Below are 13,351 nucleotides of genomic sequence, written 5' to 3'. Positions count from 1 at the left end.
CGGTGGCTTTCCCCGAAGGTGGGGTCGGGCCGTGGTGGGCGTGCCCGTGACCAGCGAGGATGGCGGTCATGCGTACGGACCAGAACCTCGGCCGGAACCTTTCCCCGCTCAGTTCCACGCGGTCGGCGCCCGTCGTCTTCGGGGCGGGGGCTGCCATCGGTGTGCTGGGCGGGATGATCGGTCTGGGCGGCGCGGAGTTCCGTCTGCCGCTGCTGATCGGCCTCTTCGGGTTCGCGGCGCTGTCGGCGGTCATCCTGAACAAGGCGACGAGCCTGGTCGTGGTCCTGGTGGCACTGCCCGCCCGGATGGCCGCCGTCCCGGCCGCCGAGGTGGCGGCGCGCTGGCCGGTCGCGGTCAATCTGCTGGCCGGCAGCCTGGCCGGGGCCTGGGCCGGAGCGGCGTGGGCGCTGCGCATGCGCTCCGCGACCCTGTACAAGGTGCTCGCGGGGTTGATGGTGCTCATGGCGGCCGCGCTGGTGGTCACGCACACCACCGCCCTGGACACGCTCGCGTTGCCGCTGTGGGCACAGGTTCCCGCGGGTGTCCTGGCCGGGTTCGGGATCGGCGTGGTCGCGGCGATCATGGGTGTGGCGGGCGGCGAGCTGCTGATCCCGACGATCGTCCTGCTGTTCGGCGAGGACATCAAAACCGCCGGAAGCCTCTCCCTGCTGGTCTCCCTGCCCACCATGCTGGTGGCTTTCGCCCGCTACAGCCGCGACGGCAGCTTCGCCGTTCTCGGCGCCAACCTCCGCTTCGTCACGGTCATGGCCGCGGGCTCGATCGCCGGCGCGGTCCTGGGCGGACTCCTGCTCGGGGTCTTCCCGGACCTCGTCCTGATCCCCCTGCTGGCCGTGATCCTGCTGGTCTCCGCGGTCAAGCTCGCCCGTCACGACTGACGTCGCCGGGCCGCTCCGGAGCCGCCGCCGCGAATTCTCTTCGGTGACGCGGGCATGGGGTGCCGGGACAGGGGCAGGCGGGACTCCGAGCGGAACGCGAAGCCGTCCGCTGCAAGGCATCGGAAATGGAGGGGCGGCAGGGGGGATCCCTAAGCCCGCCTCCGCTTACCGGAGGAGTTGTTTTCGCGTGACTGAGCATGTGTGGAGTTACAAGTCCACCTCGGGCCATCTGGCCGGGACCGATCTGACCGGCTTCAAGGTCGAGGCGGTCGACGGTGACATCGGCAAGGTGGACAAGCACTCCGACGAGGTCGGTGACGCCTATCTGGTCGTGGACACCGGGGTCTGGATCTTCGGCAAGGAGGTCCTGTTGCCGGCGAGCACGGTCCTGCGGGTCGACACGGAGGACAAGAAGCTCTACGTGGACCGGACCAAGGAGCAGATCAAGAGCGCTCCCGAGTTCCACCGGGACAAGAACCTCGGCAACGCCGGTTACCACGAGGAACTCGGCACGTACTACGGCAGCGGCGCGCCCTTCGGCGGCCGCCCCGCCTGACTCTCCGCCTGAGGGGGTCCGGACTCCCTGAGTTCGGACCCCCTCAGGCGTTTCGACCGCACGGTCCGTACGAGGACCCGTGCCCGAGCAGTCCGTGAAAGCCAGGGCCCACGTGGCCGGGAACAAGGAGAGGGCCCATCTCATGACGCACTACCCGAACCAGCCCCACCGGAGCGACTCCACCCCCTCGTCCGAGGAACTGGGCGACCGGATCGAGCACACGCGCGACGAGCTCGGCAGGAGCGTCGAAGCCCTCGCCGGCACGGCCGACGCCAAGGCCAAGGAGAAGGCCGCCGAGGCAAAGGAGAAGGCCGCCGAGGTCAAGGTCCAGGCCGTGGACGTGGCGGCCGACGTCAGGGCTCAGGCCGAGGACCTCACGGCGCAGGCCAAGGAGAAGGCGTCCGTGATGACGGAGCAGGCCGCCGGTTTCGTGAAGGACAAGGTGCCGGAGCCGGTGTTCGACGAAGCGGAGCGGATCACCACCAGGGCGTGGGCCAACCGCACTCCGCTGATCGCCGTCGGAACGGCCTTGATCGTCATCCTGCTGGTGCGTCGTGGCCGGGGGCGCAAGTGAAGGCGTCCAAGGTTGCGTACAAGCCGGTAGGGCTCGCGCTGGGGGCGGCGAGCGGCATGCTCGCCTCGATGGCGTTCAAGCAGGCCTGGAAGGTGATCGAAGGGGACGGGGACGCCCCGGACGCCACGGATGAGGACCGCTCCTGGAAGGAGATCCTGATCGCCGCGGCCCTCCAGGGCGCGATCTTCGCCGTCGTCAAGGCGGCCGTCGACCGGTCCGGGGCTCTCGCGACACGGCGGGTCACGGGTACCTGGCCGGGGTAGACCTCCGCGGCGACCGGCCGGGGCCTCACGGGGCCTCGGGGCCGGACGCCGCGGCGAAGGCTCCCGGGACGCTACGAGGCGGCGGCGGTGGCCGCCCCGTCGGTCCCCGTACCGGGCGAGGGCTCGGAGAGCTGCTCGCGCAGGTAGTTCCAGACCACCGCGATCAGCGCCGCCACCGGGACCGCCAGCAGGCTGCCGACCACGCCGGCCAGGCTGGCGCCCAGCGTCACCGCCAGCAGGATCACGGCGGCGTGAAGACCGAGACTGCGGCTCTGGATCATCGGCTGGAACACGTTGCCCTCCAGCTGCTGCACGATGACGATGATCGCCAGTACGAGCAGGGCGTCCGTCAGACCGTTCGAGACCAGCGCGATGAGCACCGCGACGAGGCCGGCGAACAGGGCACCCACGATCGGCACGAACGCGGACACGAAGGTCAGTACCGCCAGCGGCAGCACCAGGGGAACACCGACGATCCACAGGCCCAGCCCGATGAAGACGGCGTCGAGCAGACCGACGAACGCCTGGGACCGCACGAACGAACCGAGGGTCTCCCAGCTGCGCTCGGCGACCACGGGGACGTCGGTGGCGAGCCGGCCGGGGAGCTGCCGGGTGAGCCACGGCAGGAACCGCGGGCCGTCCTTGAGGAAGAAGAACATCAGGAAGAGCGCCAGGACGGCGGTGACCAAGCCGTTGAACACGGTGCTCACACCCGTGACGACGGTGGACACCGCGGTGCCGACGCTGCTCTGGACCCGGTCCACCGCGGCGTCGAACGCCCCGGTGATCTGTGCGTCGCCGATGTTCAGCGGCGGCCCCGCCGCCCACTCGCGCAGCTGCTGGATGCCCTTGACCACGCCGTCGCCCAGCTCGCCGGACTGCGAGGCCACCGGTACGGCGATCAGTGCCACGATGCCCGCGGCGACGACGAGGAACAGGACGGTCACCAGGGACGCGGCCAGGGCGGGGCGCCATCCGTGCCGACGGAGGAAGGCGGCCAGCGGCCACGTCAGGGTGGTGAGGAACAGTGCCACTATCAGCGGCCAGACCACCGACCACATCCGGCCCAGGAGCCACAACGCCACCGCTGCCATCACGAGGACCAGCAGCAACTCGGCGGAGACCCGTGCGGAGGTCCGCAGTGCGGACGCGGTTTTATCGGAACTCAACGTGTCAGACATGGGGCCACCCTATGGGCCGTCCCACCCGCACCCCGTTCCACCCGCTCGCGCGAACCGCTGAGGGGGGCGAGCCAAAGCGCCGTCGGGACCGGCGAGTTCGCTGCCCGCCGCCCCGGCGCCCCCGGCGCCGACCGGCTTCGGCTCACGGGGCGGGCAGGTCGCGCAGGCCGGGGGCGGTGGTGTGGCCGAGGTCCCCGATGACCTGCGGGACGAGGCCGGTGGCGAAGGCGTTCGCCAACCCCTCACCGAGCGCGGGCCGTTCCGCATTCCCCATGATCACCGGTGCCATCGCCGCCGGCCAGCGGGGGCGGTCATCGCCAGCGCCCCGCTGCGCTCCGGGGCCGTCCCCGCCGCCAGTACGCCGACCATCGCGCCGACCGAGTGCCCCGCGGACACCGCGTCACGCAGGTCGAGCGCGTCGCACACCTTCACCACGTCCTGGGCGTGGCCGGCCGGCGATCCGTAGCGGTCCTCCGAGAACGCGGACGGATCCGAGCGGCCCGAGTCCATCGCTCGATGTTCATATGCCTCTGTTCCTAGGACTCACTCGCCCACCCTGCGAAAAGGGCCCGAGCGGCCCGTGCCGGTCGGGCCCTTTTCGCTGTGGGGGCCGCGGCGTGCGCCGGGCCCGCCGGTCAGGCGGTCACGGGGGTGCCGAGCATCGCGGAGGCCCGCTGGAGCGGGCTCAGCACGCGGGTGGGCACGGCCGTCCGGGTCAGGCCGCCGCGGCAGGTGAAGCCGAGCTGGGTCATGGCGCGGAGGACCTCGCCGACGCTGAAGTCACGCCTGTCCTGGCGGGTGATGACCTGTCCGACCTGCTTGACGGGGTAGGTGCGGCGACCGATGATCACGGACGCGCCGACGACCTCCTCGGGCTTGATGCCCTTCATCGATTCCAGGACCCCGCTCTTGGTCAGGTCGAACGGGAAGCGGGCGATGACACAGCGCATGATGCCTCACAGGAAGAAGAAGTTGACGGTCGTGCCGCGGTGAGGTGGTTCAGCGGGCGAGGGCGAGGTCGCCCGGGGTGCTGCCGCGCTCGTCCACGACGGGCAGGGCGGTGAGCCCGCGGTAGTGCATCGAGGCCGTGGGCGAGGCCGTCTGCGAGGCCGTCGGCGAGGTGAACGCCCCGCGGTCGCCGAGGACATCGCGGACACGGAGCCGGTCCGTGTACGCCGCGCTCTCGCGGACGGCGGTGAGTTCGGCCCGGGTCAGCAGCCCGGTGCACAGGCCGTCCTCGTCGCAGACGAGCAGATGGTCCGCGCGGGAGCCGGCCAGGACGGCCAGGGCCACCTCGACGGTCATGTCGTCACCGACCTGGGGGCTTGCCGCCTCCATGGCGTCCTCCACCGTGCGGTGGGCGAGGCCGGCGGGCGCGGAGCGGGGCTGCATCTGGACCAGCGTCAAAAGGTTCCTCCTGCAGAGATGGGTCAGTTTCCGGATCATGTGTCTCTCAGACCGCCGCGTTGAAGGCGGACTGCCGTGCACTCGCGCGCCGGGCTGCCGAAGCGGGCCCGCGGCGGCCGCGGGAGGCCGTGCTGCGCTTGGGCCGCTCGGACACCGGTGCGGTGATGGTGACCGGGATTCCGGAGGGTGCCTGGGCGCCGGTGATCCGGCTCAGTTCGGCCTCGCCGGAGCGGACCTGCGTGGTCTGCGGGGTGATGCCGGCGGCGGCCATCAGGCGGGTCATCTCGCGGCGCTGGTTGGGCAGGACCAGGGTGACGACGCTGCCGGACTCGCCGGCGCGGGCGGTGCGGCCGCCGCGGTGCAGGTAGTCCTTGGGGTCGGTCGGCGGGTCCACGTTGACGACGAGGTCCAGGTTGTCGACGTGGATGCCACGGGCGGCCACGTTCGTGGCGACCAGGACGGTGACGTGCCCCGTCTTGAACTGGGCCAGGGTGCGGGTGCGCTGCGGCTGGGACTTGCCGCCGTGCAGGGCCGCGGCGCGCACCCCGCTGTTGAGGAGGTCCTGGGTGAGGCGGTCGACGGCGTGCTTGGTGTCCAGGAACATGATCACGCGGCCCTCGCGGGCTGCGATCTCGGTCGTGGTGGCCTGCTTGTCGAAGTTCTGCACGTGCAGGACGTGGTGTTCCATCGTGGTCACCGCACCCTGCGAGGGGTCGACGGAGTGCACGACGGGGTCGGTCAGGTAGCGGCGGACCAGCAGGTCGACGTTGCGGTCGAGGGTGGCGGAGAACAGCATCCGCTGGCCCTCGGGGCGGACCTGGTCGAGGAGCGCGGTGACCTGGGGCATGAACCCCATGTCGGCCATCTGGTCGGCCTCGTCCAGGACGGTGATCCCGACCTGGTTCAGCCGGCAGTCACCGCGGTCGATGAGGTCCTTCAGCCGGCCCGGGGTGGCGACGACCACTTCGGCCCCGGCGCGCAGCGCACCGGCCTGGCGGTGGATCGGCATGCCGCCGACCACGGTGGCCAGACGGAGCTTGACCGCGCGGGCGTAGGGGGTCAGCGCGGCCGTGACCTGCTGGGCGAGCTCACGCGTCGGTACGAGGACCAGCGCGAGCGGCTGACCCGGCTCGGCGCTCTGGCCGGCCGTACGGGCCAGCAGCGCGAGGCCGAAGGCCAGGGTCTTGCCGGAACCGGTCCGGCCGCGGCCCAGGACGTCACGGCCCGCGAGGGTGTTCGGCAGGGTGGCGGCCTGGATCGGGAACGGGCTGGTCATGCCCTCACGGGTGAGCGTGGCGAGCAGCTGGGCCGGCATGTCGAGGTCGGCGAAGGCCCCGACGGCGGGAAGAGCCGGGGTGATCGTCTTCGGCAGGGCGAATTCGCCCTGGACCGCGGCGGGCCGGCGGCCGTACCCGCCCGAGCCCGAGCGGCTCGGGCCTGCGGAACGGCTCGGGGCCGAGGAGCCGAAACGGCCGCCCCGGCTCGAACCGGCGCCGGAGCCGAAAGCGGGTCCGCCCGTCCGGCTGCGGGTGCGGGCGGAGCGGTCGTTCGTACGGGTGGGGTTCATGCGGAACCTTCCTTGATGCGGCGCGTATCAAGGAATTCCCGCAGCGTAGGAGCGGCGCAGGGAATTGCGAGAACGGGCCGGGCGAAATGCGAAAGCGGATCTGGCGGACAGATGATCCGTCCGGGCTCAGACGCTGAAAGAACGAAATGAGGTGGCGGCACGTGGGCGCGTCAACCAGGGCGATCAACTCGGGTGCAGTCCCGAGGCGGCCGGTCGGTCGGATTCTCCACATGCTCGATACCGCGGGTGACCGCACCGCGGGGCATGCATGCAGCTGGGGCCCGCACCCCGAGGGATGCGGGCCCCAGCTGCGGAAAGCGCGTCAGCGTCAGGCGGGAACGATGTTCTCGGCCGTCGGGCCCTTCTGGCCCTGCGCGATGTCGAACGTGACCTTCTGGCCCTCGTTCAGCTCGCGGAATCCCTGGGCGGCGATGTTCGAGTAGTGGGCGAACACGTCAGCGCCGCCACCGTCCTGCTCGATGAAGCCGAAGCCCTTTTCCGCGTTGAACCACTTCACGGTACCAGCAGCCATGTCATATCTCCTTTGGGGCAATACAGCAGCGTCCGAACCTTACGGACGCCGTGTCGCCGCGATGATGCCCCATCCGGAAATGACCGGAAAATACAAAACGCTTCCCTGAGGCACGAAGTGCGACCGGAGGCGCTTGAAGTTCTTGGGTACCAAAACTGCAACCGAGATCGACAGTAGCACGCAGCGTCGGTTCGTGTGCGTTGAAATTTCCCGTCCCCTGCGTTGGAGTAGAAACTCTCCCCGCCGGGTCCATTAAATTCTCAGACCGCGGTGACAGATATTGATTCGCGGTGGCCGCACCGCTACCAAGGGGTGTCGGCGTAGATGGTCTTGCCGCCGTCGGGGGTGGGTTCGGTGTGGGTGTGGGTGGTGAGGTTCTTGATCAGGAGCCATCCCCAGCCGCCGGTGCCGTCGGTATGGGGCGGGCGGGGCCGGGGTGGGTGCGGGCTGGTGTCGGTGACGCGGATTTCGATGTGATCGTCGTGCAGTTCCAGGTGCAGGGTGCACGGTCCGCTGGTGTGGCGCATCGCATTGGTGACGAGTTCGGCCACGATCAGGAGCACCGCGTCGGTGCTCTCGGGCCGCGCGGGCGGTCTCACCCGTGCGGCGAGGTGGAGGAATCCGCGGGTGGCGTCGCGTGCTGATGTCGTGGGCGTGCCGGTGCGCGGCACGGGCTGATCGAGGACGGGGGCAGGGGCCACGGCTTCTCCTCCACATGGTGGGCCTCCATGGCGCCTGCCCCTTCTGCTCTCAATTACCCCATTCCGCCCCGTCGGCCGCCCCGTGGAGATCCTGCCGTCCCAGGGTGTGGGGGCCGTGCCAGTCCAGGCACAGGACGGTGGCGTCGTCCTTCGGCGGCCCGCCGTCGTAGGCACCGGTGACCGCGGCGACCAGGGTGCGTACGACCTCGCGCGGGTGCTCGGAGGCCGTCTTGCGCAGCAGTGCGGGCAGGTCGACGGCCGACGCGTCGCGTTCCTGCATGCCGTCGGTGTGGAGCAGGAGACGGTCGCCGGGACGCAGGTCGAGTTTCTGGACGCGGTACGGGCCCTGATGGGCGACGCCGAAGGGCATGTCCACGGCCAGGACCAGCTCGTCGACCGCACCGCCGCGCAGCCGCAGCGGCCACGGGTGGCCCGCGTTGACGACCCGGGCCCCCGATCCGTCGAGCCCGATGCGCAGCAGCTGCCCGGTGGCGAAGGTCCGGTTGCCGTGGTCGAGGAGGGCCTGATGGGTCTGGCGGGCTTGCTCGGCGAGGTCGTGTCCGGCGCGGCGCGCGCCGCGGGAGGCGTTGACCAGGAGCGTGGCCATGAGGGAGGCGTTGACGTCGTGGCCCATGGCGTCGGTGATGGACAGGTGCAGGGTGTCGTTGTCGAGGCTGTAGTCGTAGGTGTCGCCGGCGATGTTGGAGGCGGGGACCAGCGCGCCGGCGAGCGTGAACTCCGCGGCCTCGCAGGAGGCGGCCGACGGCAGGAGCTGGCGCTGGATCTCCGCGGCCAGACTGACCGCGGTGGTGCGGTTTCCCCAGTGGTAGAGGTCGGTGAACCTGCGGTCGGTGACGATGATGTACGCCAGTGCGTGCGCGGCCTCCTCGACCTGTTCGAGCACGTCCGGGGTGATCCGGGGGAGGAACAGCTCCAGGACCCCGATGACGTCGCCGCGGTTCGTGACCGGCGCGAGCACCCGCTGCCCGCGCGCGCCGTCCGCGGCCAGCACCAGGCGCTGACTGCGCAGGACCTCGTCGTAGACGCTGCTGCCCGAGAGCGGGACCTGCTCGGCGCGTTCCTCCTGGCGGGCGGGCGCGGTGTCGTGGACCCGGAGGAGGCGTCTGCCCACGACATCGACGAAGAGGAAGGACACGGACACCGCACCGAAGCGGTCGCGCAGATTGCGTGCCACCACGTCGAGCGAGCGCACGGGGGCGGCATCCTCCGCTGATGCGAGGACCTCGGACAACCCGATGCGATCACGCCCCACGGCAACCTCCATGCGCCACAGAAGGGTCATTCCCCCCTCAAGCGAAACATCACGCTGTTCACTGCTTCGTGGTCCGGAGGCCTCCTGGATGCGCGCGGGCCGCCGGCCCACCTCCGGCGCCGTCTATGGCCCGGGAGCGGGCAGCGGCGTCCTCGCGGGGTCCGAGGCGTCGTCGAGATCGGCGCCCGTGGCGGCGTCGCGCTCGGAGTCGGCCACGCCGTGCCAGTCCAGGCACATGACGGTCGCGTCGTCGTCCAGATGGCCGTCGCCGGCGTCGACGATCGCACTGATGAGGGCGCGGGCGGCTTCGCGGGGATGCAGCTCGCGGGTGCGGACGATCAGGTCCGCCAGGTCGAGGAGCTGGGCATTGCGCTCCAGCATGCCGTCGGTCAGCATGACCAGCCGGTCACCCGGCCGCAGGTCCAGCGACTGCACGCGGTAGGCGTAGTCCTGTGCGGCGTGGAAGCCGAGACCGAACGGCAGGTCGACTGCCGGGACGATCTCCCGGACCTTCCCGTCCCGCATGCGCAGCGGCCAGGGGTGCCCGGCGTTGACGAACTCGCTCGCGCCGTCGAGCAGGCTGATGCGCAGCAGCTGGCCCGTGACGTAGCCCTTGCGGCCGTGTTCGCGCATGGCCCGGTCGGCCTGCCGGGCCTGTTCCGCGAGGTCGGCGCCCTCCCGCCGGGCGCGCCGCAGCGCGCCCACCACGAGGGTCGCCAGCAGCGCGGCGTCGACATCGTGACCCATGGCGTCGGTCACGGACAGCTGGACCGTGTCCCGGTCGATCACGTAGTCGAAGGTGTCGCCGCCCACGTGGTCGGCGGGTTCCAGTGCCCCGGCCACCGCGAACTGCGCCGCCTCGCACGCCAGCGATGCCGGGAGGAGCCGGTGCTGGATCTCGGCGGCCAGGCTCAGTGGCGTGGTACGGCGGCCCCATTGGTACAGGTCGGTGAAGGAGCGGTTCGCGATGACGATGTAGGCCAGAGCGTGCGCGGTCTCCCCGATCTTCCGCATCACTTCGGCGCCCGGCGTCGCGGGCAGGAACAGTTCGAGGAGCCCGATGGCGTCCCCGCGGTTGGTCACCGGAGCGATCACCCGCACCAGTTTTCCCTCGTCGGGGTCCTCCACCCGGGGCTGCTGGCTGCGGATGACTTCGTCGTACGGGGTGCCCCGGAGCGGAATGCGCCGGGCCGGCTCGTCGGTGTCGACGCTGCCCGCGACACCGAGCCGTACGACCGAACTGCCGGTGAAGTCGGCGATCAGGAACGACACCGACGCGGCCCCGAGGTGCTCCCTGAGCATGCGTGCGACCACGTCGAGCGATTCCACGGGCGCCGCGGCCTCGGCCGCCTCCAGCGTTCCCGCCAGAGTCATGGCCTGACCCCGCCGGCTCCCGCCCGCGTCGTCCGGACCTCCTGCGCTCACAGAGACCCTCACTGCTCGATGGCGCCCGGCTCCGTCCCGACCCTCTCGGCGGACCCGCGCGCAGGTGGCATCGGATTCACATTGCACCACGCGGCACCGGCGAGCGCGTCCGCCACGGCACCCTCTGAAAATGATCATGAGCTCGGGGCGTTTGGAAATCTCCACACGGCGCAGACGCTCGCTAACACCAACTTTATCCAACGAGGTAGGAGACACATCATGGGCATTCTGGCCTGGATTCTCATAGGGCTGCTCGCGGGCATCATCGCCAAGGCGCTCATGCCGGGCAGGGACCCGGGCGGCATCATCATCACCATGCTCATCGGCATCGCGGGCGGCCTGCTCGGCGGCTGGCTCGGCAAGGTCATCTTCGGCGTCGACTCCATCGACGGCTTCTTCGACCTCTCCACCTGGATCGCCGCCATCATCGGCTCCCTCATCCTCCTCGTGGTCTACCGACTGGTCACCGGCAACAGGCGTCACGCCTGACCGAGGCGTCCCCTTCGTGGGGATCGCACGGACCGTACGGAAACGGCTCCCCCTCTCCCGAGGGTGGGGCCGTTCCGCGTCTCCGGACGCGGGACCCCGTTGACGCATGGCCTCAGGCGGTGGCCTCGGACGGCCGAATCGTATTCCCGCCTGCACTGATAAGAAACAGGTAAATTCCGCGTGCATGGCCTGAGCATGATCGGGCAGACGGTGCCTCGGAGGTTGATAACAATGGTTCCCCTGCTTCTCGTTCTTCTGCTGGTTCTGGTTCTCGCTGCCGCGGGTTTCGCGATCAAGATTCTCTGGTGGATCGCGATTGCCGTGCTCGTGCTGTGGCTGATCGGATTTGTTGCCCGTCCGAAGGGCGGCAGCGGCCGGTGGTATCGCTGGTAGCTGCCCGGTAGGGCGACGATCGGCCGCCGCCCCGGTCTCTTGTTTCATCCGAGAGGTGTGCGGGAGAAAAAGCGGGGCAGGCGGAGGTCAGGACGGGATGAGAGTTCCGTCCGTGTACGTGGTACGGAAAAGGCGGACAGGCGGGGAAAGCATTTCCCTTCCGTTCGCCGTTGACCGGAGGAGTTGTTTTTCGCATGACTGAGAATTTCTGGGGTTACCGCGAGAGCGCCGGCCGTCTGGCCGGCGCCGATCTGGCGGGATACAAGGTCGAGGCGAGCGACGGTTCCATCGGCAAGGTCGACAAGCACTCGGACGAGGTGGGTTCGTCCTACATCGTGGTCGACACCGGTCCGTGGATCTTCGGCAAGGAAGTTCTGCTGCCGGCCGGCACGATCAGCCGGATCGACGCGAACGACGAGAAGATCTACGTCGACCGGACGAAGGAGCAGATCAAGAACGCTCCCGAGTTCGACAAGGACAAGCACCTCGGCAACGCGGACTACCACCGCGAGGTCGGCGGCTACTACGACGGCCCGCACCGCCTGTAACCGGCGCGGAGCAGGATCGGCGTGGGACGGGGGCGGCAACCAATCGGTTGCCGCCCCCGTCGGCGTCTCCCGCTCCCCGCGGATGTGCCCGCCCGTCGCGCGAGCGGCACCGCACCCCCCCTGGAGGTCCCTCATGTCCGGTTCCACCGTCCCCGACCGGCTCGCCGCCCTGTCCGACGCGGGGGTGTCGGTCTGGCTCGACGGCCTGTCGCGTGAACTCCTGGCCGGCGGTGGGCTCAAGGAACTGATCGCGGCCATGCACGTGGTGGGCGTGACGGCGAACCCGGCGGTCTTCACCTCCGCCCTGTCCACGGGGGACCGCTACGACGAGCAGATCCGCCGTCTCGGCGCCGCCGGTACGAGCGTCGACGACACGGTCTTCGCCCTCACCACGGACGACGCGCGTGACGGCTGCGAGGTCTTGGCCCAGGTGCACCAGCGCACCGCCGGGGTCGACGGGCGCGTGTCCATCGAGGTCGACCCGCGACTTGCGCAGGACGCCGCCGCGACCGCCGAGCAGGCCCGCCGGCTGTGGGAGGCGGTCGGCCGGCCGAACGCGTTCGTGAAGATCCCGGCCACCCCGGAGGGATTGGAGGCGATCACCGCCGTGGTCGCGGAGGGCATCAGCGTCGACGTCACGCTGATCTTCTCCCAGGACCGCTACCGCGCGGTGACGGACGCCTACCAGGCGGGTCTGGAACGGGCGCACGCCGCGGGGCGCAACCTGGCGGACATCCACTCGGTCGCCTCGTTCCTCGTCTCCCGCGTCGACACCGAAGTCGACCGGCGGCTCGACGCCCTCGACACCCCCGAGGCCCGGGCGCTGCGGGGCAAGGCCGCGATCGCCAGCGCCCGCCTGGCGTTCCGGGCGTACGAGCGGATGCTCCTGGCGCCGCGCTGGCAGGTCCTCGCCGCGGCCGGAGCGCGCATGCAGCGTCCGCTGTGGGCGTCCACCGGGGTCGAGGACCCGGCGTACCCCGACACGATGTACGTCAGCGAACTCGTCTTCGCGGGCACCGTGAACACCATGCCGGGCGCCACGCTGGCCGCGTTCGCCGACCACGGAGCCCTGCCCGGGCCACCGCTGACGGAGGGTCATCTCGCCTCCGTCGCCGCGCACTTCGAGGAGCTGGAGCGCATCGGCATCGATTTCGCGGACGTCACCGCCACCCTGGAGCGCGAGGGACTGTCCGCCTTCGAGGACAGCTGGAAAGAGCTCGGGGCATCGGTGGAGCGTGTGATGCGCTCCGAAGCCGTCCGGGCCGACGAGGGCGGCGGGAGCGGAAGCCGGGGCGCCGGCTCCGAGCGCGCCGCTCTGCTGGGCATCCACCTCAACGACCACTAAGCCGCCGCGACCGCCGGCCTGGAGCTGTTCCGCCGGGCCGCGAAGGCGCAGAAGCACGGGAACGAAGGGCAGAGGCACGGGAACGGTGGGCAGAAGCACGGGAACGGTGGGCAGAGGCACGGGAACGAAGGGGAGGGCGCCGAGCTGCCGGCCGGGCTGGTCCAGCAGGTCGAGGAGGACCGCGACGCACTGGGGCGGATC

16 protein-coding genes and 1 pseudogene are annotated in these 13,351 nt (G+C 70.5%); 8 read left to right on the top strand and 9 right to left on the bottom strand.

Translation table 11 applies throughout. The features are described 5' to 3' along the window. Positions 1 to 68 precede the first annotated feature (68 nt). From ACWCP2_RS05555 to ACWCP2_RS05540, 4 genes are all read left to right on the top strand, one after another. Entirely contained in the window at positions 69 to 896 is an 828-nt protein-coding gene (locus ACWCP2_RS05555) for a sulfite exporter TauE/SafE family protein (protein ID WP_450907272.1), read from the top strand. A gap of 187 nt (positions 897 to 1,083) precedes the next feature. After that, positions 1,084 to 1,452 (top strand): PRC-barrel domain-containing protein, encoded by a 369-nt coding sequence (locus ACWCP2_RS05550; RefSeq protein WP_450907271.1) that lies wholly within the window; start codon positions 1,084 to 1,086, stop codon positions 1,450 to 1,452. Positions 1,453 to 1,594: 142 nt separating this feature from the next. Further along, positions 1,595 to 2,026, top strand: a complete 432-nt coding sequence (locus ACWCP2_RS05545; RefSeq protein ID WP_450907270.1) for a hypothetical protein — start codon at positions 1,595 to 1,597, stop codon at positions 2,024 to 2,026. After that, complete coding sequence (locus ACWCP2_RS05540) at positions 2,023 to 2,289, top strand: DUF4235 domain-containing protein (protein WP_450907269.1); 267 nt, start codon at positions 2,023 to 2,025, stop codon at positions 2,287 to 2,289. The genes ACWCP2_RS05545 and ACWCP2_RS05540 overlap by 4 nt, the downstream gene beginning before the upstream one ends. A gap of 71 nt (positions 2,290 to 2,360) precedes the next feature. Here ACWCP2_RS05540 and ACWCP2_RS05535 read toward each other — a convergent pair whose 3' ends face one another. From ACWCP2_RS05535 to ACWCP2_RS05495, 9 genes and pseudogenes are all read right to left on the bottom strand, one after another. Next, positions 2,361 to 3,470: an AI-2E family transporter gene (locus ACWCP2_RS05535; protein ID WP_450907268.1), complete on the bottom strand. Its 1,110-nt coding sequence runs from the start codon at positions 3,468 to 3,470 to the stop codon at positions 2,361 to 2,363. A 223-nt stretch (positions 3,471 to 3,693) separates the two neighbouring features. Next, a pseudogene (locus tag ACWCP2_RS05530) lies at positions 3,694 to 3,974 on the bottom strand (alpha/beta fold hydrolase); the annotation flags it as partial. 131 nt (positions 3,975 to 4,105) lie between these two features. Next, on the bottom strand, positions 4,106 to 4,420 hold the full coding sequence (locus ACWCP2_RS05525; protein ID WP_450907267.1) for an SCO5918 family protein: 315 nt from the start codon (positions 4,418 to 4,420) through the stop codon (positions 4,106 to 4,108). A 49-nt stretch (positions 4,421 to 4,469) separates the two neighbouring features. Further along, entirely contained in the window at positions 4,470 to 4,877 is a 408-nt protein-coding gene (locus ACWCP2_RS05520; RefSeq protein ID WP_450907266.1) for a CBS domain-containing protein, read from the bottom strand. Positions 4,878 to 4,923: 46 nt separating this feature from the next. Continuing rightward, entirely contained in the window at positions 4,924 to 6,444 is a 1,521-nt protein-coding gene (locus tag ACWCP2_RS05515; RefSeq protein ID WP_450907265.1) for a DEAD/DEAH box helicase, read from the bottom strand. A 328-nt stretch (positions 6,445 to 6,772) separates the two neighbouring features. Next, entirely contained in the window at positions 6,773 to 6,976 is a 204-nt protein-coding gene (locus ACWCP2_RS05510) for a cold-shock protein (RefSeq protein WP_008734853.1), read from the bottom strand. 302 nt (positions 6,977 to 7,278) lie between these two features. Next, positions 7,279 to 7,677: an ATP-binding protein gene (locus ACWCP2_RS05505; protein ID WP_450907264.1), complete on the bottom strand. Its 399-nt coding sequence runs from the start codon at positions 7,675 to 7,677 to the stop codon at positions 7,279 to 7,281. Between the two features lie 49 nt (positions 7,678 to 7,726). Next, a complete protein-coding gene (locus ACWCP2_RS05500) occupies positions 7,727 to 8,950 on the bottom strand; it encodes a PP2C family protein-serine/threonine phosphatase (RefSeq protein WP_450907263.1) in 1,224 nt (407 codons plus the stop codon). Positions 8,951 to 9,073: 123 nt separating this feature from the next. Next, positions 9,074 to 10,324, bottom strand: a complete 1,251-nt coding sequence (locus tag ACWCP2_RS05495) for a PP2C family protein-serine/threonine phosphatase (protein ID WP_450907262.1) — start codon at positions 10,322 to 10,324, stop codon at positions 9,074 to 9,076. A gap of 270 nt (positions 10,325 to 10,594) precedes the next feature. On the opposite strand from ACWCP2_RS05495, the gene ACWCP2_RS05490 reads away from it, so the two are divergent. From ACWCP2_RS05490 to tal, 4 genes are all read left to right on the top strand, one after another. Then, positions 10,595 to 10,864 carry a GlsB/YeaQ/YmgE family stress response membrane protein gene (locus tag ACWCP2_RS05490; RefSeq protein WP_450907261.1) on the top strand — a complete coding sequence of 90 codons (270 nt, stop codon included), beginning with the start codon at positions 10,595 to 10,597 and terminating at the stop codon, positions 10,862 to 10,864. Positions 10,865 to 11,095: 231 nt separating this feature from the next. After that, entirely contained in the window at positions 11,096 to 11,257 is a 162-nt protein-coding gene (locus ACWCP2_RS05485; protein ID WP_450907260.1) for a hydrophobic protein, read from the top strand. Positions 11,258 to 11,451: 194 nt separating this feature from the next. Next, positions 11,452 to 11,805: a PRC-barrel domain-containing protein gene (locus ACWCP2_RS05480; protein WP_450907259.1), complete on the top strand. Its 354-nt coding sequence runs from the start codon at positions 11,452 to 11,454 to the stop codon at positions 11,803 to 11,805. A 133-nt stretch (positions 11,806 to 11,938) separates the two neighbouring features. Then, a complete protein-coding gene (gene tal, locus ACWCP2_RS05475) occupies positions 11,939 to 13,150 on the top strand; it encodes a transaldolase (RefSeq protein WP_450907258.1) in 1,212 nt (403 codons plus the stop codon). Positions 13,151 to 13,351 lie beyond the last annotated feature (201 nt).

This window comes from Streptomyces sp. NPDC002104 (assembly GCF_053593795.1).
The sequence above is the reverse complement of the archived record's forward strand: the minus strand, read 5'-3'. Positions and strand labels throughout refer to the sequence as shown.